Below are 20,700 nucleotides of genomic sequence, written 5' to 3' on the forward strand. Positions count from 1 at the left end.
GGAGGAAAGAATATGGGATCAATGATGATCGATGGCCGGCGTGTGGAATTCACGGATGAACCAAACGTTCTGGCCGTTATCCGCAAAGCCGGAATAGATATACCAACATTATGCTACCATTCTGAATTATCCATTTACGGTGCATGCCGTCTTTGTACTGTAGAAAATGAATGGGGAAAGACGTTTGCTTCCTGTTCAGAAAAACCGAAGGACGGAATGGTCATTTATACGAATACACCAAGACTGATCAAATACAGAAAGCAGATCATAGAATTGCTTTTAGCATCGCACTGCAGAGATTGTACAACCTGTATCAAGAGCGGGGAATGCCATCTCCAGGATCTTGCACACAGGCTGGGAGTGCACGATGTCCGGTTTGAGAATACAAAAGAGCCACATCCGATTGATGATAGCTCACCGGCAATTGTACGTGATCCAAATAAATGTATTCTCTGTGGTGACTGTGTGCGTATGTGCGACAATGTACAGGGAGTAAATGCCATTGATTTTGCCTATCGTGGAACAGAAGCAATTGTATCTCCTGCATTTAATAAGCCAATTGCCCAGACAGACTGTGTAAACTGTGGACAGTGCCGTGTTGTCTGTCCGACCGGAGCAATCAGTATCAAGACGAACATTGATGTTGTCTGGGATGCGCTTGCTGATAAAGATACCATTGTAATTGCCCAGATCGCACCGGCTGTACGTGTGGCAGCAGGTGAGGAATTCGGAATTCCAAAGGGTGAGAATGTGATGGGAAAACTGGTCGGAGTTCTTCACAGACTTGGCTTTGATGAGGTCTACGACACAGCATATGGAGCTGATCTGACAGTTATGGAAGAGTCGAAAGAATTTATGGAGAGATTCAACGCAGGAGAAAACCTTCCGTTATTTACCTCATGCTGTCCGGCGTGGGTGAAATTCTGCGAGAACCGTTATCCGGAATTTGTTCCACATCTGTCTACCTGCCGCTCACCACAGCAGATGTTTGGAGCAGTCGTAAGAGAATACTATAAGAATCCGGAAAATAATGCCGGTAAAAAATTAGTATCTGTATCAATTATGCCATGTACGGCAAAGAAAGAAGAAATTCTTCGTCCAGAATCAAAAACGAATGGCAGACAGGACATAGATTATGTTCTGACAACAACCGAATTGATTTCTATGATTAAGCGGGCAGGAATTATGTTTGACCAGGTTGAAATCGAATCCGCAGATGTACCATTTGGAATTGGTTCCGGAGCCGGAGTGATCTTTGGAGTGACCGGAGGAGTCACAGAAGCTGTTCTTCGTAAGATTACACAGGGACACAAGCGTGCAGATATGGAAGAATTGAAGTCCAGCGGAGTGCGCGGTGATGATGGAATCAAAGAGATTGTCTATGATTATAATGGCAAAGAGATCAAAGCTGCAATCGTAAGCGGCCTTGCAAATGCAGACCAGCTGCTGAAGAAGATTAAGAGCGGAGAGATTCATTATGATTTCGTAGAAGTTATGGCATGCAGACGCGGATGTGTCATGGGGGGCGGACAGCCACTGAATGCAGGTGCACATACGAGAGAAGCACGTATGCAGGGACTGTATAAGGCAGATGTCAATACCCAGATTAAGAAATCAGATGAAAATCCGATGGTACAGTCTTTGTATGAAGGACTTTTGAAAGGTAAAACACATGAACTTCTGCACAGAAATTTTGCTGAGGCAGAAAAAGAAAAAAATAAATAGGAATAATTCAGTAAAACTACAGAAAATCTTAAGAAAAGGAGTGTATAGTGGAGTGTGAAAGAGAGGGTTATTATGGCTTATCACACAACACCATACTTACTCCTTTTTTTGCCGGTAGCACTTCTTTTCTATCAGATCACTCCGGTAAGGTGGAGAAGTTATACATTGCTCATATTTAGTTATTTGTTTTTCTGGAGCTTTAGTGAAAAATTAATTATTTATCTGATCGGGACAACATTTCTGACGCATCATATCTGTATTTGGATGGATACGATGGACAAGCGCGATAAGAGAAAAAAGAGAGTATTTCAGTTAGGAATTCTTTTGCTTTTGGGAACGATTTTGTGTCTGAAGTATCGAAATTTTTTCTTTGGAAATGTTTCGAAGCTGGCAATGGTGCTTCATATAGACTGGAGCTATCAAGATCAACTGATCTTTTTGCCAATTGGAATTTCTTTTTATACACTATCTGCAATCGGATATATGGCAGATGTGTATTGGGGAAAGGTAAAGGCAGAGTACAGTCTGGTGAAGACCGCATTGTTTCTTGGATTCTTCCCGGTAATCGTAGAAGGTCCGATCTGCAGATGGGAAGATGTGGAAGGTACTTTGTTTAAAAATGAATCTGTAAAAGCAGAGAATGTTTTTAAGGGCTGTTATCGGATCATCTGGGGATTGTTTAAAAAGATGATTATTGCGGACAGGCTTGCAGTGCTGGTCGACAAGGTGTATGTCGGATATGAGAGCTACAGTGGTGCCGTGATCGTGGCAGCGGCGATTTCTTATACGATACAGTTGTATATGGAATTTTCGGGCTGTATGGATATGGTCATCGGAAGTGCCGGACTTTTTGGAATTCGCCTGCCGGAGAATTTCAGTCAGCCGTTTTTTGCAAAGACATGTACAGATTTCTGGAAACGATGGCACATTACGCTTGGTGTCTGGTTCAAGAACTATATCTTTTATCCAGTATCCATTTCCAAGACGGCCAGAAAGTGGAATAAATTTACGAGAAAACATTTCAAAGGGGATTTTGGAAAATATGTGGCGAGAATGGGAATTGCAGCAATGGCACTTTTCCCGGTATGGATCAGTAATGGTCTATGGCATGGTCCGAAATGGAATTACATTTTTTACGGATTATATTACTTTGGATTGATTTTTATGGGACTTGCATTGGAACCGGTAAGAGACAGAATTCTTGCAGTACTTCATATTAATCCAGAGTGTATGTTCTATAAAGCATTTCAGACAGTGAAGATGCTGATCATCATATTCACGGGTGAAATGTTTTTCCGAGGAGATGGCTTCCGTCAGGGATTTCATATGTTTAAAAGTATCTTTCAGGGATTCACGACAGAGACGTTTAAGGATGGCACCTTGCTTACATTAGGTTTGGATCAGAATGATTTCAGAATTATAATAATTGGCTGTATGATAGTATTTTTCGCAGATTTGATAAAGGAGTATTGGCCGAAAGAAACAAAAATGTGTCAAAAACAGTGGATCTGCACGGTTGAAAAAGCATTTGTTCCTGGAAAATGGGTCATTTGTTATGGTCTTGTTATGGCAATTCTGATCTTTGGGGCATATGGAGAAGGTTATCAGATGATTGATTTGATTTATGCAGGATTTTAGGGGATATAGACATGAAGAAAAAGATAGGGATATTTATATTTATAGTGATATGCAGTACAGTAATGTTATCTGACTGGATAGAACGTATCTATATCGGCAGACTTGCAGGGCTGCCGGGAAGATATAACAGCTATGTCGGTATTCAGAAAGAACAAAAAGATTCTATAGATATGCTTGTACTTGGGGACAGCGAGAGCATGACGTCGATATCTCCGATGGAATTGTGGAAAAGTACCGGAATTACAAGTTATATATGTGGACAATCTGGTCAGCGCATTTCGGAATCGTATTATATGTTAAAGCATGCTTTAGATTATCAGTCACCGCAGGTCGTACTATTGGAAACTAATATGTTGTTTCGCTATACGAATACACCGGATAGTCTGCGCAGTTCTATCAGCGATACAGCTATGTACTATTTTCCGGTGTTACAATATCATAATTTGTGGAAAAATATTGTGAATGACCAGATACCAGAAGGATGGCAGTCTTACAAAGGCTTTGCAATCCGGTCGGGAGTGGCAGCATACAGCAAAGGCAGTTACATGAAGAAGACGAAAAAGGAAAAAGAAATACCCCAGATAAATCTCTGGTATTTGGATAAAATCCGGAAACTGTGTGAGAAAAACAAAATTCAGCTCTTGCTTTACACATCGGCTTCTCCAGTGAATCATAATTACAAGAGATACAATGCAGTGCTAAAATACGCCGGGAAGTATGGAATTCCTTATATTGATTTTAATCAGAAGCTTAAGGAACTGGAAATCGACTGGAAAAATGACACCCTGGATAAAGGCGATCATTTGAACCTGTCAGGAGCACATAAAGTTACAGATTACATGACCATGTATTTGCAGGAGCATTATATGCTGCCGGATCACAGAGGCAATGAGAAATTTACGAGCTGGGATACGATGGCAGAGCAGTATACAACGGAGACAGGATATTAGCTGGGAGAGGACTCCCACCTATAGGTGGTGAGAAACAAGCTGGTATCAGTGGTGGGAGTCAATCCCCCAGCTGATATAGCCTCCGGCAGGATTGCAGAGGTGCGCAGTAGAGGTATGTCATGCAATTGCATGACGCGCACCTCGCAGCAAGAATGCCAAGGCATTCTTGAATAAGTTGTTAGAATTTCATAAAAAATCCCAAGATGGAGAGCTTATAGAAGAGCTGTCCATCTTGGGATTTTATCATTTTACTGTAGTTAGTCTGTATAAAAATGATAAATAATTTGCTTTTTATAAGTTTCACCGGCTTTTACCACAGGGCTTGGAAAATTCGGATGATGAATAGCATCTGGAAAATATTGTGGCTCGAAGCACACAGCATCTCTTGCTTCGTATATATGCCCCTGCTTTCCTGCAACATGCTCCAGATAGTTGGCAGTGTAAAGCTGGATTCCCGGATAATCTGTCGATAAGTCCATGGAGATGCCGCTCTGGTCACCTGTTGCGGTCAACACTTTGTGAGGAACGCTATATCCGGTTCCAATTACCCAGTTGTGGTCGTAGCCGCGGGCAGTCTGTAACGTAGAATCTTCAATATCAGTGCCAAGATAACGTCCGTCCCGAAAATCCATAACCGTTCCGGTGACAGAAGTAATCTCTCCAGTTGGAACAGAAGCAGCATTAGTTGGAGTATAGAAGTCTGCTGCCAGCGTAACCTTATGATTCAGAATATCACCGGAACCTTCTCCGTTCAGATTGTAGTAACTGTGGTGCGTCATGCTAATCAATGTATCCTGATCCGGAGCTGCTTCGTATGTAATCGAGAAAGCAGGCTCTTCGTTCTGGTCGGAAATCTCGTAGGTGACAGACATGGTCAGTGCTCCTGGGAATCCCTGATCCATATGAGGACTTTCCAGAGAAAATGTAATGGAGGTGTCTGTTTTAGCGGCTACGTTCCAGATCCGTTTCGAGTAAGAGTCCGGACCGCTGTGAAGATTATTTTCTCCATCGTTGGCAGCCAGTTTATATTCTGTACCATTCAGTGTAAATGAAGCACCTCCAATACGATTGGCGCTTCTGCCGACATTATTTCCAAAGCAGGTGTCATCGGCCACGTAGCCTGCAAGATCATCATAGCCAAGGACAACATCCGTTGGCTTGCCATTCTTATCCGGGACGAGCAGGCGTACGAGAGTGCTGCCGTAATCTGTGACAGAAAGTTCGATGGCGTCATTTTTTAATGTATATAATCTGACTGTTCTGCCGTCACATAAAGTTCCGAAATCGGTAGTTGTAATCATAATCCAATCTCCTCGTAGAAAACAAATATATAAAACTAAAACTGAAACTAAATTTAGTATAGTACCTGGAAAGAAGTTTCGCAAGAAATAAAAAGTATAGACTTATATAGAATATATAAAAAAGTAGACAAAAGAAAAGAAAAAGAGCATAATGTGGTTATTGAAAAATCAAAGGAAGAAAACATATGAAAAGATATAATAGAAAGAAAAATATCCGCTGGAATACGATGAAGATTCTGGTAACCGGATTTTTGCTTGTAATTGTGACCGGAGCAGTTCTTTTATGGCTTCCGGTCAGCAACCAGAAGCCGATTGAATTCTTTGATGCGTTATTTACATCGGCATCTGCAGTGTGTGTGACAGGGCTGGTCACGATCATTCCACAAACTCAATTTACATTATTTGGAAAAGTGATTCTATTGATTTTGATACAGATTGGCGGACTTGGAATCATTGCCTGTGTAACGGCATTCTTTTTTCTCTTACGCAGACAGATTACTGTCAGGGAGCGTATGGTTATCCAGGAAACGTATAACGCAGATTCTATTGGTGGTATTGTAGGAATGGTCAGAAGAATTCTGATCGGAACATTTACGGTTGAGGGTGTGGGAGCTTTATTCTATGCAGTGCAGTTCGTGCCGGAATATGGATTGCTGCGTGGAATTGGGTATAGCATCTTTCATTCGGTATCTGCGTTCTGCAATGCAGGAATTGATATACTAGGTTCAGACAGTCTGGCAAAATATATCTGTAATCCACTCATTAATATTACGACAATGCTTCTGATCATCTTAAGTGGTATCGGATTTAGTGTCTGGTATGATGTGCTGGGTAATATTAAAAAAATCCGAAAGAAAGAAATTCCTGGAAAATGGTGGTTTACAAGACTCCGGCTGCATTCAAAGCTTGCAATCGTGACAACCTTGATATTGCTGGCAGTGGGAACATTATTGACATTTTTACTGGAATATCATAATCCGGATACAATTGGACACCTAAGTTTTGGAGAGAAATGGATGGCATCTGCCTTTCAGTCAGTGACGACCAGAACAGCGGGATATTCTACATTTTCACAGGCAGGTATGCATGAAGAGACAAGATTTCTGAATATCCTTTTGATGTTTATCGGAGGATCACCTGGAGGAACGGCAGGAGGTGTGAAGACTACTACTATAGCAATGCTCACGCTTACATGCATTGCATTTGTCCGTGGGGGACAGGATACGGAATGTTTTGGAAGAAGAATATCCGCACAAAATGTCAGAATGGGATTTGTGACAGTCGTGCTTGCACTGATCTGTTACTTAATTGGAACAACATTGATTGCAGTATTTGAAGCAGACAGGTTATCCTTTCTGAACATTATGTATGAGACGGCTTCTGCGCTTGGAACCGTCGGTCTGACTGCAGACCTGACTTCCAATCTGTGCAGGGAAAGTCAGGCGGTAATTATTGCACTAATGTATATTGGAAGAGTCGGACCTGTGACAATTGCACTTTTGTTTGCAGGAAAAAAGAATCAAAAAGACAGGATACGCACACTTCCGACGAATAATATACTGGTAGGATAAAGTAAGAAAAATGAAAGAAAATGTGATACGGAGGAGATACAGTGAAGAAGCAGTATGCGGTATTTGGGTTAGGTAGTTTTGGAGAAAGTGTTGCCATTGAGCTTCAAAAATTAGGTTGTGAAGTGGTTGCAATCGATGCAAATATGGAGCGTGTGGAGGCAATTGCGAATCAGGTGTCCTATGCTATGAAAGCAGACATTGAAGATGCAGATTTTATCCGTTCGCTTGGAACGAGGAATCTGGATGGAGTTGTGGTGGCAGTATCAGACAATATGGAAGCGAGTATCATGGCAACACTTGTGTGCAAGGAAATTGGTGTTCCATATGTTATGGCAAAGGCAAAAAATGAACTTCATGCAACAGTGCTTGAGAAAATCGGAGCAGATTCTGTTATTTTTCCGGAAAAAGAGATGGGAATGCGTGTGGCAAGGAATCTGATGTCTGCAAACTTTACGGACTGGATCGCGCTCTCACCGGATTATAGCCTGGTCGAAACAGAAGTGCCGGAAAAATGGGTTGGCAGGACGCTTTTAGAGTTAGATGTAAGAAAAACTTATGACGTTATTGTTGTGGGAATCAAGATGGGAGACAAAGTAGAAGTCAATCCAGATCCAAAAGAACAGCTGAAGGAAGGGAATGTTCTGATTTTGATTGGATCAAATCAGGCATTGGAAGCTATACAGTAGAAGAATGGAGAAAAACGAATGAATTTGATTTTTCTGGCAGCGGGCAACAGCACCCGGTTTGGCTCGAACAAGTTGTTATATAGGTTGAATGGAAAATGTATGTACCGCTACGGACTGAAAGTTGTAGCTGCATTGTGGCAGAAAGGGCTTTTAGATACCATAGTGATTGTGACGCAGTATGAAGAGATTATCTATGACATAGAAGCACATTTTCCGTACATGAAAATCGTGAATAATCCACATCCGGAAGCCGGAATATCCGGCTCTATCCGTCTCGGAGTGGAAAAGCTCATAGAATTGGAAGAAAAATGTGGAAAAACAGGCAGCCGAAAGAGGGAAGGCTGTATGTTTGCAGTGGCAGACCAGCCATATCTGACAAGAGAATCACTTGAAAACATGGTGGAGACATGGGAAGTCTCAAAGAAAGGTATCTTGGTTAGTGAAAATGCTGGAAGAATGGGGAATCCTGTGATTTTTGCATGCAAATATTACGAGGAACTAAAAAATCTTGAAGGCGATGTGGGTGGAAAATGTGTATTAAAAAAACATCTGGACGATGTCCAGATGTTTGAAATGTCAGCGTCAGAGCTTAAAGATCTGGATTCACTGACGGAGATTCATGAATGACCATAACGACCCAGGGATTTTCTTTGGAACATTCCGTATCCGGGAAAAGTTCCAGTGATGTCCAGAAATATCCGGCTTTGAATTTTCTGCGGAAGCGATAGATGACAGATCCTTTTTCATGGAACATACGCAAACGAAGCTGGTCAAGAGTCATGATAGAGCGAAAATCATCTGCATCGTCCGGGTGGACCAACTGTTCGTCCAACAGGCGGGAGATGTAGGTCGGATAATCCGTTTCATATTCAATTCCAAAACCTGCAAGAGACGAATCTCTTTTGATTGTTTCCATACCTCCGGTGATCAGATTAAATCTGGAGAGCAGAAGCATATGATCCAGAAGAATCCGGAAAATATTGTCACCTAACTTCCACATTTCCGGGGAATCAGGGAGCGCTTCGCAGACATTACGAATCCGGCTGACCTGTTCATGGGCGGCCCGGAAGTTCTCGATTGGAATCGTCTGAATGAGTTCCTCAGCAGCTTCTACCGACATAGGTCTGTGAAAATAAAATCCCTGACCATAGTTACAGTTCATGGATTTCAGAATCTGAATTCCTTTTCCTTTATTTTTTGCATCAATCTGCATGAACTTCATATCTAGTTTCAGATAATCTACATTTGCGTCTTTTAACACATTTAAAGAAGAATATCCACTGCCAAAATCGTCCATGAGCACGTAAAAACCCTTTTTGTGGAAACGGGTAATAGTATTTTTTACAATGATGTTGCTCTCTGCAAAGACAGATTCTGTTTCCAATCTTTCCAACAACACTGGAAGCCGCAATCTGCGCATTGTTGCACATCGTGCTGACATTCAGAGATTCGTCTTCAATCTGATAGACGCCGATGGATGGAAGAAACTATCATCTTGTTCCAGTTTATCAATGTAATGATAAATTGTTGCATAAATGTGGCGGAGTTTGTGACTGTCATCTGGCATGCAGATAAAAAAGTCATCGGCACTAAAGTGTCCGGTGATGTAGTTATCTTCCTGGTGAAGGTTTCGAAGATAGGCAGCAATTTCCAGAAGCAGATAATCACCGCTGTCCTGCCCGTACCAGTCATTGAATAATTTAAAATTCTCAATATCGATGGCTACAATACACCAGCCTTGCGGATGCTTCTGGTCCAGAAAAGTACGCACTTCATTTAAAAATCTTTTTCTTATATATAGACCGCTAAGCGGTTCTAGATCCTGGATTGAGTCCGGGTAATTTGGCATAAAGAAGTCCTCCTGTTATCAAAATTATCAATTCATTTTACGCCAATCACTATTATAACATTCGTCAAATATGAGTTCAGCATGGAGCGGAAAAAGAAAGGGGAAAATTCTTATGGAAATTTTTTCCACTTTCTGAATTTGATAAATAGAGGTGACGCGATTAGAGGCAGGAAATAAAATAGAGGTGACGCGGCTGGAGGCATGGAGTATCAGAAAGTGAAAAAATGTAAAATATACTAAATCACTTGGAATAAAAGGTGACAACATTTTTCACATGATTTATAATAGAAAGGTGTCTGGGGCTTTTGCCGGGACATTTTGAAATCTGATATGGGTCAGAAGGGAGATTATGTTATGCTGGAGGTAAAGAATCTTACATTCCAGGTTCAGGAGAATGGAGTAGAGAGAAGCATTGTTGAAAACATCAGTTTCGATGTTGCGGACGGCGAGATGCTTGTCATTACCGGACCAAATGGTGGAGGAAAGTCCACACTTGCGAAAGTTTTAATGGGAATTGAAAAAGCAAGCGCCGGGCAGATTATTTTAGATGGAGAGGATATCAGCAATTATGATATCAATCACAGAGCAGATGCAGGAATCGGTTATGCATTTCAGCAGCCACCGAGATTTAAAGGAATGACTGTTATGAAGCTGTTGTCACTCTCAGCAGGTAAAGAATTAAAAAGAGAAGAGTGTTGTAAGCTTTTAAGTACGGTCGGTCTTTGCGCAAATGAGTACATTGAAAGAGAAGTGGATGGCACACTTTCAGGCGGTGAAATGAAACGTCTGGAGATTGCAACCGTACTTGCAAAATCGCACAAATTATGTATTTTTGATGAGCCGGAGGCAGGAATAGACCTTTGGAGTTTTTCCATGCTGATCGAACAGTTCGAGAAAATCCACAAAGAAAAGAAGGAAAGCCTGGTTCTCATTTCACATCAGGAGAGAATCATTCAGATGGCAGACCGGATCATGGTCATCGAAGACGGTAAGATCGCGTCCATTGGAGCAACTGACGAGATCCTTCCACAACTATTAGGAAAGACAGCAGATTCTTATAGCTGTCTGACATGCAGATAAGGAGGGAGGAAAGCAATATGATGACGTTAGATGAAATTACAAAAAAAGTACTGGAACAGATCGATGCAAGTGGATTTAAACAGTCAGGTGCATTTAACTTAAGACACAATGGAATTGCCCTCTGCCACGGTGACAGCGAACATATCAAAATTAAGAAAAAGCAGGATAAGCCGGGCATCGACATTTATATCGATGGTAAGACAGATGGAGAAGAAGTACATATTCCGGTCGTTGTAGATGCCACAGGAATGACCGATGTGGTTTATAATGATTTTTATATAGAAGAAGGAGCAAATGTAACGATTGTTGCAGGCTGTGGAATTCACAACAGCGGTTGCAATGAAAGCCGCCATGATGGAATCCACACATTTCACGTAGAAAAAAACTGCAACGTACGTTATGTGGAGAAACATTATGGAGAAGGCGAAGGAACAGGGACAAGAGTCCTCAACCCGGTCACAGAAGTTTATCTTGGCGAGAATTCCGTATTTACACTTGATACCGCACAGATAAAAGGTGTAGATTCCACTGTACGTGAGAATAATGTATATCTGGAAGCAAACTCAAAACTGTACGTTATAGAGAAGCTGATGACACATGGAAACCAGGAAGCAACTTCCAATATGATGGTAGAAATGAATGGTGAAGGAAGCTCTGCACAGATCGTATCCAGATCCGTTGCAAAAGGCAGCTCCAGGCAGATATTTCACCCAAGAGCAGTCGGTAAAAATCTCTGCCATGCTCATGTACAATGCGACTCTATTATCATGGATCACGCTGAAGTCAGCTCTATTCCGGAGATTAACGCAAAACATGTAGACGCAGCAATTATCCATGAGGCGGCTATCGGAAGGATCAATGACGAGCAACTTGTAAAACTCCGTACACTGGGAATGACAGAAGAAGAAGCAGAAGGAGTCATAATCGAAAACTTCCTGAACTAAAAAATAACTGGGGACGTAGTACTATGTTAAAGTGCTACGTCCTCATCGTTGATTAGGGGTGTCCTTTTTTTGCTGTTTTTCTATTTTTGAGCAAAGAAAAACACCATAAACCCTTGAGTTTACGGTGTTTCGCATCTTATGTCCAATGCGGAGAAAGGGACTTGAACCCTCACAGGATTGCTCCCACTAGAACCTGAATCTAGCGCGTCTGCCATTCCGCCATCTCCGCTCGACAAAAGATATGATATCATAGGTTGACGGAAAATGCAAACATTTTTTTGAATTTTTTTGAAAAATTGTTGTTGTTCTTTTGGTGGAAGGAAAGTTAATTACAAATGTCTTTTAATGGGCTGATCGTAATACCTTCTTCTGCCATAGCTTTTCGGATTTTCTCAACGAAAAGGAGAGCTTTTTCGCCATCACCGTGAACGCATACGGAATCAGCCTGAATGGAAATATCTTTTCCGGTGATTGTTGTAACTTTCTGCTCTTTTACCATGCGGATCACGCGGGCAATTGCTTCGTTCTCGTCTTTGATGACTGCACCTTCTTTGCGGCGGTTCACAAGTGTTCCGTCTTCTTCATAAGCGCGGTCTGCAAATACTTCGCTGGCTGCTTTAAGCCCCAGATCTTTTGCTGCACGGATCATTTCACTGCCAGAGAGTCCCATTACGATGATTTCCGGATCATAGGACTTAATAGCTTCACAGATAGCTTTAGAAAGCTCATAATCTTTTGCAGCCATATTATAGAGGGCTCCATGTGGTTTTACGTGCTGCAGGCGCATATTGTGGGCTTTGCACATACCTCCAAGAGCGCTGATCTGATACAGAGTATAAGCTTTTGCTTCTGCCGGAGAAACGGCCAGATTTCTACGTCCAAATCCCATCAGATCCGGAAATCCCGGATGCGCACCAATCTGAATCCCGGCCGCCTTCGTTTGCTCAATCGCGGTCGTCATCACAACCGGATCAGATGCATGAAAACCACATGCAATATTCGCAGAAGAAATCAGTGGAATAATCTTGTCATCATTTCCAATCGTATAACGGCCAAAACTCTCACCTAAATCACTATTTAAATCAACTTTGTACATAATAACATAACCTGCCCTTCTTTTATAAAATTTAATAATCTATATAGAAAATCAGAAGGCTCACCAGAACGCTTTGCATAACGGAAAGTCAAATCAGTTCTTTTGGCATTCATGTAATAGGTAAATATATAATTTTGCGATTAGTCTATTTTCAGTAACCGCTCAATAAATCCGGTATCTGCATTTCCTTCACAGAATTCAGGATTTTTCATGATCCGGTACTGGAAGTCCAGATTTGTCTCAACGCCCAGGATCACCATCTCGTCCAGCGCAGACCGCATTTTCTGGATTGCAGCATCTCTGTCCGGTGCATGAACGATAACTTTCGCGATCATGGAGTCATACTCGGAAGGAATGCGGTAGCCAGTGTAAAGACCGGTATCAACACGCACACCATTTCCAGAAGGAAGGTGCAAATGTTTTACCACACCAGGACTTGGCATAAAGTTTTTCTCCGGAATTTCAGCGTTGATACGGCACTCAATGGCATGTCCGCGTGGTGTGACCTCTTCCTGAGTGAAGCTAAGCGGCTCGCCCATGGCAACACGGATCTGTTCAATGATCAGGTCTGTGCCTGTAACCATTTCTGTGACACCGTGCTCGACTTGAATACGGGTATTCATTTCCATGAAGTAGTAAGTTCCGCTTTGGTCAAGAATGAACTCGATCGTTCCGGCATTTGTGTAACCAACAGCTTTTGCGGCAAGAACGGCATCGTGGTTCATGGAAGCGCGGGTATTGGCTGTGATAGCCGGAGAAGGAGATTCTTCAATCAACTTCTGGTGGTTGCGCTGTACAGAACAGTCACGTTCGCCGAGAGCCACTACATTTCCATGAGTGTCAGCCATGATCTGGATCTCTACATGGCGTGGGTTTTCAATATATTTTTCAATGTACATGGTGTCATCGCCAAATGCGTTGGCAGACTCTCTTTGAGCCATGTTGAAATTGAATTCAAAATCATCTTTAGAGCGGGAGACACGCATACCTTTTCCACCTCCGCCGGAGGAGGCTTTGATCATAACCGGATAACCGATTTCGTCTGCAAGCTTTTCGCCGGTCTCTACGTCGTAGACTGGATCTTTCGTACCTGGAACGACCGGAACTCCGGCCTCCATCATTGTCTTTCTGGCGTGGGATTTATTTCCCATGCTGTCGATAACATCTGCACTTGGTCCGATAAATGCAATACCGTGTTCTTCGCACAGACGTACAAAGTCTGAATTCTCAGAGAGGAAACCAAATCCAGGGTGGATTGCATCGGCTCCGATGTTCAGGGCAGCTGTGACAATTTGCTGCATATTCAGGTAATTGTTTCTGGCAGGGCCTTCACCGATACAGATACGCTGGTCGGCGAGCTGTACGTGAAGACTGTCTTTATCTTCTTTGGAATAGACTGCTACGCTGCGGATACCCATATTACGGCAGGCGCGGATAATACGAACAGCAATCTCTCCGCGGTTTGCAATCAATATTTTATGAAACATGGAACTCCTCCTTAGTCGTCAAGCTTCTTTACTTTAAAGAGTGGCTGACCATATTCAACTCTCTGTTCGTTGCTGACAAGAACGGCCTCGATCTCGCAGTCAAAATCACTTTCAATCTCATTCATCAGTTTCATAGCTTCCAGAATACATACAGTCTCGCCGGCTTTTACGCGGTCACCGACTTTTACGAAAGCTTTAGCTTCCGGTGAAGGTGCGGAGTAAAATGTTCCGACAATCGGGGAAGTAATATATGTTTCTTCTTCCACTTCTCCAGAAGTCTCATCTGCAGTAGCAGCTTCCGGTGCAGCAGTTCCTGCAACCGGCATTCCCATACCTGGTGCAAATGGGACGGCAACGCTTTCGCCTGCGCGTTTACTCATTTTTATTTTAATATCGCCTTCCTGAATGGAAAATTCCTGCAGGGAAGACTCTTCGATAATCTTTACAAGCTTTTCAATTTTATCTAAATTCATGATGTCCTTCCTTTCTTTTTACTGGAATAATTTGCTGATTCGTTTTGCGACCAGACGGCAGTCCAGAACCTCTTTACAAGGCTGGTAGATCTGATGTCTGAATTCGTTCATTTCTTTTGCTTCCAGTGCAAGGAGTTCCTGGGCTTCTTTTACAGTAACTGCCTGGAACTTCACTTTATGATCTGTCTTTCTCTGAACCAGTTTTGGAATATCTACAGAGATGACTGTAGCAATCTTCGCATATCCGCCGGTAGTCTGTCTGTCCGCCAGCAGAATGATTGGTTTTCCATGGCTAGGTACCTGAACAGAACCGAATGCGATTCCATCAGAGATAATGTCTGTTGTTGACTTTGATGCAATAAATGGTCCTTCCAGACGGCAGCCCATGCGGTCGAACTCACTCGTTACAACATATTCGGAAGATAGAAATGTCTCTTTTCCTGCCGCGGTAAATGCATCGTCCTGTGGTCCCATAATCACGCGCAGTGTAATGTTGTCCTGATCAAACTCGTTGAGATCCAGGCTTCTAGACAGGAAATAAGGCAAGTATCTTCTTTTGGCACGGAAGCTGATATAGTCACCGTCTAAGAGGCGGCGTCCCTTAAATCCTCCAAGTCCACATTTGATGTTGGTAGAGCGGCTTCCCATAACGACCGGGATTTCCAGATAACTGGAAAATGCGATGTAGCCGCGGCTTCCGGTACGGCAGCCACGAAATGAGAGAATATCTCCACGGTGCATATAGAGCGCCGTATACATTTTCACAGGCTTTCCGTTGACCTGTGGCTGAAAATCACCTCCCGTGATAGCGATTATCGTCTCGGAAGTAAATTCCAGTGTTGGTCCAAGAAGAGTGAATTCGAGAACTGCTTCATTTTCCGGATTATCCAGAAGAAGATTGGCAATTTTGAAGGAGCGGCGGTCCATAACACCAGATACGCCGAACCCCTGGCTCTGATAGCCCGGGCGCCCACTGTCCTGTACAGTTGTAAGCATTCCGCCTTTTAAAATGCGAATTCCCATATTACACTCCTTTCTGGCGAATCACACACTCGTAAGTTCCCTGATTCACCTGTTCTTTAATCTCAAGAAAATCTTTTTCTGTGACCGGTACAAAATGAATATAATCACCGGCTTCGAAAAGGATTGGAATCTCGCGGTTCGGATCGTAAGTCTTTACCGGAGTCAGCCCCAGAAGCTGCCAGCCTCCAGGGGAGTCGAGCGGATAGATTCCCGTCTGGGAACCGCCGATGCCGACGCTTCCTGCCGGAATCTTAATACGCGGATTTGCAAGTCTTGGTGTGTGGATCCGTTCGTCCAGTCCCCCAAGATAAGAAAATCCAGGAAGGAATCCGAGCATGTAGATCAGATAGTCTTCACTGCTGTGGATATCAATTACTTCCTGAGTAGAAAGATTGGCATGCATTGCGATATTTTCCAGGTCAGGTCCATATTCGCCACCGTAGCAGACCGGAATATCAAAGATCCGTGATGGAGCAGTTTCCTGGCTGACCTCAAGTTTTAACAGCTTTTCCAGACGCTCTTTTAATGCGCCGTAATTTACAACTCTTGGATCGTAGTTGATCAGAAGACTTGTAAATGCAGGAATCATATCTTTGACTCCTTCAACATGCTGGGCCTTCATCAGATGGACGAAGGCCGTAATTTTTGCATTGATCTCCGGGGAGATCTCCTGTCCGAATTCAATCAGGACAGAAGAGTCACCGGCTGTGTGGATTTTAATTTCTTCCATAAAAAACATCTCCTTATCCGAACAGTGCGCTCAGCTTTCCAAGGGAAGTGATTCCAAGGTATGCAGAGATTACAACTACAATAATTCCAAGGATCAGAAGCACGATCGGGTGTTTGTAGTTCTCGCCCATGATAGACTTCTTCTGAGATGCGATCAGACATACTCCCAATGTAATAGGAAGGATCAGTCCGTTGAGGGCACCTGCTAATACGAGCAGAGTTGCAGGCTGTCCGATGAGAGCCATAACAACGGTACTAAGAGCGATAAATCCAACGATGAACCATTTTTCATTGTTGGCAATTGTCTTGCTGAAAGTTTTCAGGAAAGATACAGATGTGTAGGCGCATCCGATGATAGATGTAACAGCCGCACACAAAAGTACCAGTCCGAAGAAACGGTATCCGATCTGACCTGCACCCTGTAAAAATGCGTCGGCAGCCGGGTTGCTTGCATCAAGAGTTGTAGCCGGGGAAGTTGCAGTCTCAACAACAACGCCTAAGATTGCAAGGAACAGCAAGATACGGACGATCGTTGCAATTCCGATTCCCATAACAGAACTCTTGTTGATCTCTTTTAAATTCTCTTCTTTTGTAATACCGGCATCGATCAGACGATGTGCACCGGCAAATGTGATGTATCCGCCAACAGTTCCGCCAAGAAGTGTCAGAATTGCAGGGAAGATACTGTCCATAGGAGCAGTTGGTACAAATGTTTCCTTTACAGCCATTCCTACTGGTGGTTTTACAATCAGGATGACAACAAAAATAACGACAATCATGATACCACCAAGAATTTTTGTCAGTGTGTCCATTGCATCTAATGCATTTTTATAAAGGAATACACAGATCGCGATTGCTCCTGCGAGGAAGCAGCCATATGTAGTCGGGATGCCAAGCAAGGTGTTGAATCCGAGGGCACCGCCGCCAACGTTACCAATGTTGAATACAAGTCCGCCGGCTACAACGAGGAATGCAATCACATATCCAAGACCTGGCAGAACTTTATTAGCAACGTCCTGACCACGCATACCGGATACGCATAAGACTCTCCATACGTTAAGCTGAACGATTGCTGCTAAAATAACTGATACTAAGATTACGAAGCCAAAGCTTCCTTTGAGGTTTCCTGTGAACTGTCCGGTCTGTGTAAGGAATCCAGGACCAATTGCAGAGGTTGCCATAAGAAATGCTGCGCCAATGAGAGCACTGGCACTTTTTTTGTTTGTGTTTTTCTCCATAACTACTCTTCCTTTCGATAAATTCTAATTTTTTGATACCATACGAATTGCTGCGTGCTGTACACTCTCGCAATTCTATCAGATATTCGCATATCGCGCAGCTTACGCCACGCTTCTAGGCTCATATCTGGGCATGTCATGAAATCTAACTTTCATTTTTGTGCAAGCACAAAATGAAAATAGATTTATGACACTGGTATCTATATAGTATACAATTATACAGAAACTCGGGGGAATACGCAAATAAAAAACAGAAAGTTTAGAAAAACTTTCTGTTTTTAACTACATTTTAACGAACTTCGATGCCATTTACCTCAAGATGGTCGTCAATCGCGATGACAAGACAACGTCTTCCATCGATTTCACGTGTCTCTACGAGGTCGGATCTTTCCGGATTAACTTTTACTACAATATCAGGTGTCTCAATCTGGAAAGTTTTGACACTGGCAATGTTGGAAGCAAGGAGAGTATTTTTCTCACCAACAGCTTCCTCAAAATTCTTATCGAAATGTTCCATTTTTTCTTCCGAGACTCCACTTCGCTCTAACAGGTGTTTCACGTCTGGGCGGGACAGCTCCAGTGGGTCAGGAGATTCCTTGGCTTCTTCCATAAGTTCATTCAGATTGTCGTGGATATTGCGGACGGTGTCATAGTCACAATCCTCACCGAGTGTATCACTGACAAGAGACTGAAACGTTGTCTTTTGATCCTTTGCAGTAAGCGGTGTAATATTGCCAAGTACATTTGCAATAAAGTCAGGCTGGAGATCTTCTGGTTTCTTGGAGTAGTACAGGACGTGATGAACGTCACTTGCACGATCCTGGAAAGCCGGGAAGAGAAAACCGGTCGCAGGCATCTCCACGAACCAGTCACGGATACGGTCTTCAATATTGTTCTTTTCGGCGTTATATGTAAGTCCGGCTTTCGTCAATTTTACCGGGCAGATACTGCACATGATATGTTCATATACGGTATCGGAAGCGTCAAACATTTCCATATTATCGGAAGATTTCCCTGGCACATCGTATGCAGCATGAATCAATATAATATAGTAGTTTTCCGCGAATTCGTAGTTCTCAATAACCTTGTCGTAGAATTCTTCCAAAAGCAGATCATCAGTAAGTTTTGTATCGCGCAGCCTTAAAAGGAGCTCCTGCGCGCCGCCTTCCAGTTCCTGATCCAGCGGGAATTCCATAGTCATCAGGTTCTTGCCAACAGTTCCGGATAATGTATGCCTGAAAATGTCAAAATACTTGAAAGCTTCTTCCTCCGGCATGGAAAGAAAAGCTTTTTTCATCTCCATTTTTTTCTCTTTTTCATGATCCACATAACAGCCGCAGATACGGGTAATTGTGCAGTTTTCCGGGGTAAACTGCTTGCGGATCTCCAAAACTTCTTTTTTATTCATAAATCAGATACACTCCCTTACGATATAGTTACCATAAAAGATAGTATAGAGAGTTTTCGGGGGAAAATCAATGGGTTTTAGAAGAGGAGAAAAGTCGGATTTAAGAAAAATGTTCTTGACAAAGCTTTTTTTGTTATGTATACTTTGAAAGTCAAAATAATTGAAACTCAAATAAATTGAAGTTCAAAGAAAAACTTCAGAAAGGAAAGATATGAGTGCAAGATTTTGTGGAACAGGCTCCTGTGTCCCGGATTATGTTATGGATAATGATGGGGTTGCAGAGCTTGTAGAGACAAGTGATTCATGGATCAGAGAACGGACCGGAATTGCGAGACGCCATATTGCAGTGAAAGAGACGACCGTGTCCATGGCGAATGAAGCTGCAAAACGAGCTCTTGATAATGCAGGAGTTTTACCAGAAGAACTGGATCTGATTCTGATGTCCACGATTTCTTCGGATGTCATTATTCCATGTGGCGCATGCGAAGTGCAAAAGGCCATTGGTGCAGACAAAGCAGTCTGTTTTGATTTGAATGGAGCGTGTACCGGGTTTGTACTGGCATACAATACAGCATTGGCATACATAGAAAGTGGGATTTATCAGACAGTTCTGATCGTAGGAAGTGAATCGCTGTCCAGGCTGACGAACTGGAAGGACCGTGGGACGTGTATTCTTTTCGGAGACGGCGCCGGTGCAGCAGTAATAAAAAAAGATGAAAGAGCCAGTTATATTCCGGCGGCACATTCTGACGGGACTCGAGGAGAGGCGCTTTTGTGTCACAGTAAGCGAGAGGAGAATGGACTTCCTCTTCAGAAAAATGATGAGATTGGCGGGAAACATTTGAACAGTGAAGACTATCTCATGCAGATGGATGGTCAGGGAGTATTCCGGTTTGCGATTAAGCAGGTACCGGAAGTCATTCAGGAAGTGCTGGAAAAAAATGAAGTAAAACCAGAAGAAATCGATTGGTACATTTTACATCAGGCGAACCGGAGAATTCTGGAAGCCGTAGCAAAACGCATGGGTGAGCCGGTCGAAAAATTCCCAATGAACATGGAAGAGTATGGAAATACATCTTCCGCAAGTATTCCGATTCTGTTAGATGAAATGAACAGAGACGGAAGATTAAAACGAGGACAGAAAATCGTGCTGGCAGGATTCGGGGCAGGCCTGACCTGGGGCGCAACAATTATTGAATGGTAAAAGGAGAAAAAAATTATGTTAGAGCAGATTAGAGAGATTATCGCAGAGAATTTAGCAATTGATGTGGAGAAGGTTACAGAGGGTGCAGATTTCAAAGAGGATTTAGACGCAGATTCTTTAGACCTCTTCGAGATGGTAACAGCATTAGAAGATGAATATGAGATCGAAATTCCGGAAGAAGACCTTCCAACACTCAAAACAGTCGGCGACGTAGTGAAATACGTGGAAGCACATAAAGAATAAAGATATAGCCTTCGACAAATTGCAGACTCTTTTAGAAGTGTGAATGCAAGAAAGG

Annotated in this window: 20 protein-coding genes and 1 tRNA gene; 10 read left to right on the plus strand and 11 right to left on the minus strand. The window is 42.8% G+C overall.

Translation table 11 applies throughout. From position 1 onward, the window contains the following. Positions 1–12: 12 nt before the first annotated feature. The 3 genes from LI149_RS02540 to LI149_RS02550 all read left to right on the plus strand — a co-directional run bounded on the left by LI149_RS02540 (position 13) and on the right by LI149_RS02550 (position 4,313). On the plus strand, positions 13–1,725 hold the full coding sequence (locus tag LI149_RS02540; protein ID WP_173786524.1) for a [FeFe] hydrogenase, group A: 1,713 nt from the start codon (positions 13–15) through the stop codon (positions 1,723–1,725). 72 nt (positions 1,726–1,797) lie between these two features. Then, complete coding sequence (locus LI149_RS02545) at positions 1,798–3,363, plus strand: MBOAT family protein (RefSeq protein ID WP_227142937.1); 1,566 nt, start codon at positions 1,798–1,800, stop codon at positions 3,361–3,363. A gap of 11 nt (positions 3,364–3,374) precedes the next feature. Continuing rightward, positions 3,375–4,313 (plus strand): SGNH/GDSL hydrolase family protein, encoded by a 939-nt coding sequence (locus tag LI149_RS02550; protein ID WP_005339461.1) that lies wholly within the window; start codon positions 3,375–3,377, stop codon positions 4,311–4,313. A gap of 257 nt (positions 4,314–4,570) precedes the next feature. Here the strand turns inward: LI149_RS02550 and LI149_RS02555 are convergent, their stop codons facing one another. After that, complete coding sequence (locus tag LI149_RS02555) at positions 4,571–5,614, minus strand: aldose epimerase family protein (RefSeq protein ID WP_173785952.1); 1,044 nt, start codon at positions 5,612–5,614, stop codon at positions 4,571–4,573. Between the two features lie 185 nt (positions 5,615–5,799). Between LI149_RS02555 and LI149_RS02560 the strand changes: the two genes are divergently transcribed. The 3 genes from LI149_RS02560 to LI149_RS02570 are packed head-to-tail and all read left to right on the plus strand — an operon-like array spanning position 5,800 to position 8,498. Then, positions 5,800–7,185 carry a TrkH family potassium uptake protein gene (locus LI149_RS02560; protein WP_227142938.1) on the plus strand — a complete coding sequence of 462 codons (1,386 nt, stop codon included), beginning with the start codon at positions 5,800–5,802 and terminating at the stop codon, positions 7,183–7,185. Between the two features lie 41 nt (positions 7,186–7,226). Then, positions 7,227–7,871 carry a TrkA family potassium uptake protein gene (locus LI149_RS02565; RefSeq protein WP_005339467.1) on the plus strand — a complete coding sequence of 215 codons (645 nt, stop codon included), beginning with the start codon at positions 7,227–7,229 and terminating at the stop codon, positions 7,869–7,871. A gap of 18 nt (positions 7,872–7,889) precedes the next feature. Then, positions 7,890–8,498 (plus strand): nucleotidyltransferase family protein, encoded by a 609-nt coding sequence (locus LI149_RS02570; RefSeq protein ID WP_005339473.1) that lies wholly within the window; start codon positions 7,890–7,892, stop codon positions 8,496–8,498. Here LI149_RS02570 and LI149_RS02575 read toward each other — a convergent pair. Both LI149_RS02575 and LI149_RS02580 read right to left on the minus strand, forming a co-directional pair. After that, on the minus strand, positions 8,461–9,264 hold the full coding sequence (locus LI149_RS02575) for an EAL domain-containing protein (protein WP_227097993.1): 804 nt from the start codon (positions 9,262–9,264) through the stop codon (positions 8,461–8,463). The genes LI149_RS02570 and LI149_RS02575 overlap by 38 nt on opposite strands. 48 nt (positions 9,265–9,312) lie before the next feature. Then, a complete protein-coding gene (locus LI149_RS02580; protein WP_227078289.1) occupies positions 9,313–9,720 on the minus strand; it encodes a diguanylate cyclase in 408 nt (135 codons plus the stop codon). A 354-nt stretch (positions 9,721–10,074) separates the two neighbouring features. Here LI149_RS02580 and LI149_RS02585 point away from each other — a divergent pair, with 354 nt between their 5' ends. Continuing rightward, entirely contained in the window at positions 10,075–10,800 is a 726-nt protein-coding gene (locus LI149_RS02585) for an ABC transporter ATP-binding protein (RefSeq protein ID WP_005339492.1), read from the plus strand. A gap of 17 nt (positions 10,801–10,817) precedes the next feature. Then, on the plus strand, positions 10,818–11,744 hold the full coding sequence (locus LI149_RS02590) for a SufD family Fe-S cluster assembly protein (RefSeq protein WP_005339494.1): 927 nt from the start codon (positions 10,818–10,820) through the stop codon (positions 11,742–11,744). A gap of 146 nt (positions 11,745–11,890) precedes the next feature. Here LI149_RS02590 and LI149_RS02595 read toward each other — a convergent pair. From LI149_RS02595 to LI149_RS02630, 8 genes are all read right to left on the minus strand, one after another. Continuing rightward, positions 11,891–11,973, minus strand: a tRNA-Leu gene (locus LI149_RS02595). A gap of 96 nt (positions 11,974–12,069) precedes the next feature. Further along, positions 12,070–12,840 carry a LamB/YcsF family protein gene (locus tag LI149_RS02600; protein ID WP_117649789.1) on the minus strand — a complete coding sequence of 257 codons (771 nt, stop codon included), beginning with the start codon at positions 12,838–12,840 and terminating at the stop codon, positions 12,070–12,072. A 140-nt stretch (positions 12,841–12,980) separates the two neighbouring features. Beyond that, on the minus strand, positions 12,981–14,327 hold the full coding sequence (gene accC, locus LI149_RS02605; protein ID WP_005339496.1) for an acetyl-CoA carboxylase biotin carboxylase subunit: 1,347 nt from the start codon (positions 14,325–14,327) through the stop codon (positions 12,981–12,983). A gap of 11 nt (positions 14,328–14,338) precedes the next feature. Then, a complete protein-coding gene (accB, locus tag LI149_RS02610) occupies positions 14,339–14,800 on the minus strand; it encodes an acetyl-CoA carboxylase biotin carboxyl carrier protein (RefSeq protein ID WP_005339497.1) in 462 nt (153 codons plus the stop codon). 18 nt (positions 14,801–14,818) lie between these two features. Beyond that, positions 14,819–15,823, minus strand: a complete 1,005-nt coding sequence (locus LI149_RS02615; RefSeq protein ID WP_005339499.1) for a biotin-dependent carboxyltransferase family protein — start codon at positions 15,821–15,823, stop codon at positions 14,819–14,821. A gap of 1 nt (position 15,824) precedes the next feature. Next, positions 15,825–16,553 (minus strand): 5-oxoprolinase subunit PxpB, encoded by a 729-nt coding sequence (gene pxpB, locus LI149_RS02620; RefSeq protein WP_005339501.1) that lies wholly within the window; start codon positions 16,551–16,553, stop codon positions 15,825–15,827. Between the two features lie 13 nt (positions 16,554–16,566). Next, positions 16,567–17,790: an NRAMP family divalent metal transporter gene (locus LI149_RS02625; RefSeq protein ID WP_118000706.1), complete on the minus strand. Its 1,224-nt coding sequence runs from the start codon at positions 17,788–17,790 to the stop codon at positions 16,567–16,569. Positions 17,791–18,079: 289 nt separating this feature from the next. Beyond that, positions 18,080–19,198: a DUF4317 domain-containing protein gene (locus tag LI149_RS02630; protein ID WP_005339504.1), complete on the minus strand. Its 1,119-nt coding sequence runs from the start codon at positions 19,196–19,198 to the stop codon at positions 18,080–18,082. A gap of 211 nt (positions 19,199–19,409) precedes the next feature. On the opposite strand from LI149_RS02630, the gene LI149_RS02635 reads away from it, so the two are divergent. After that, complete coding sequence (locus LI149_RS02635; protein ID WP_005339505.1) at positions 19,410–20,402, plus strand: beta-ketoacyl-ACP synthase III; 993 nt, start codon at positions 19,410–19,412, stop codon at positions 20,400–20,402. A gap of 15 nt (positions 20,403–20,417) precedes the next feature. Next, a complete protein-coding gene (gene acpP, locus LI149_RS02640; protein ID WP_173785951.1) occupies positions 20,418–20,645 on the plus strand; it encodes an acyl carrier protein in 228 nt (75 codons plus the stop codon). Positions 20,646–20,700 lie beyond the last annotated feature (55 nt).

It is taken from the genome of Dorea sp. 210702-DFI.3.17, assembly GCF_020560825.1.
Lineage (GTDB): Bacteria > Bacillota > Clostridia > Lachnospirales > Lachnospiraceae > Dorea > Dorea formicigenerans.

Coding starts and splice junctions, on each gene's coding strand:
- LI149_RS02540 (WP_173786524.1), top strand. CDS start 13: ATGGGATCAATGATGATCGATGGCCGGCGTGTGGAATTCACGGATGAA.
- LI149_RS02545 (WP_227142937.1), top strand. CDS start 1,798: ATGGCTTATCACACAACACCATACTTACTCCTTTTTTTGCCGGTAGCA.
- LI149_RS02550 (WP_005339461.1), top strand. CDS start 3,375: ATGAAGAAAAAGATAGGGATATTTATATTTATAGTGATATGCAGTACA.
- LI149_RS02555 (WP_173785952.1), bottom strand. CDS start 5,614: ATGATTACAACTACCGATTTCGGAACTTTATGTGACGGCAGAACAGTC.
- LI149_RS02560 (WP_227142938.1), top strand. CDS start 5,800: ATGAAAAGATATAATAGAAAGAAAAATATCCGCTGGAATACGATGAAG.
- LI149_RS02570 (WP_005339473.1), top strand. CDS start 7,890: ATGAATTTGATTTTTCTGGCAGCGGGCAACAGCACCCGGTTTGGCTCG.
- LI149_RS02580 (WP_227078289.1), bottom strand. CDS start 9,720: ATGCCAAATTACCCGGACTCAATCCAGGATCTAGAACCGCTTAGCGGT.
- LI149_RS02585 (WP_005339492.1), top strand. CDS start 10,075: ATGCTGGAGGTAAAGAATCTTACATTCCAGGTTCAGGAGAATGGAGTA.
- LI149_RS02590 (WP_005339494.1), top strand. CDS start 10,818: ATGATGACGTTAGATGAAATTACAAAAAAAGTACTGGAACAGATCGAT.
- LI149_RS02600 (WP_117649789.1), bottom strand. CDS start 12,840: ATGTACAAAGTTGATTTAAATAGTGATTTAGGTGAGAGTTTTGGCCGT.
- accC (WP_005339496.1), bottom strand. CDS start 14,327: ATGTTTCATAAAATATTGATTGCAAACCGCGGAGAGATTGCTGTTCGT.
- accB (WP_005339497.1), bottom strand. CDS start 14,800: ATGAATTTAGATAAAATTGAAAAGCTTGTAAAGATTATCGAAGAGTCT.
- LI149_RS02615 (WP_005339499.1), bottom strand. CDS start 15,823: ATGGGAATTCGCATTTTAAAAGGCGGAATGCTTACAACTGTACAGGAC.
- pxpB (WP_005339501.1), bottom strand. CDS start 16,553: ATGGAAGAAATTAAAATCCACACAGCCGGTGACTCTTCTGTCCTGATT.
- LI149_RS02625 (WP_118000706.1), bottom strand. CDS start 17,790: ATGGAGAAAAACACAAACAAAAAAAGTGCCAGTGCTCTCATTGGCGCA.
- LI149_RS02630 (WP_005339504.1), bottom strand. CDS start 19,198: ATGAATAAAAAAGAAGTTTTGGAGATCCGCAAGCAGTTTACCCCGGAA.
- LI149_RS02635 (WP_005339505.1), top strand. CDS start 19,410: ATGAGTGCAAGATTTTGTGGAACAGGCTCCTGTGTCCCGGATTATGTT.
- acpP (WP_173785951.1), top strand. CDS start 20,418: ATGTTAGAGCAGATTAGAGAGATTATCGCAGAGAATTTAGCAATTGAT.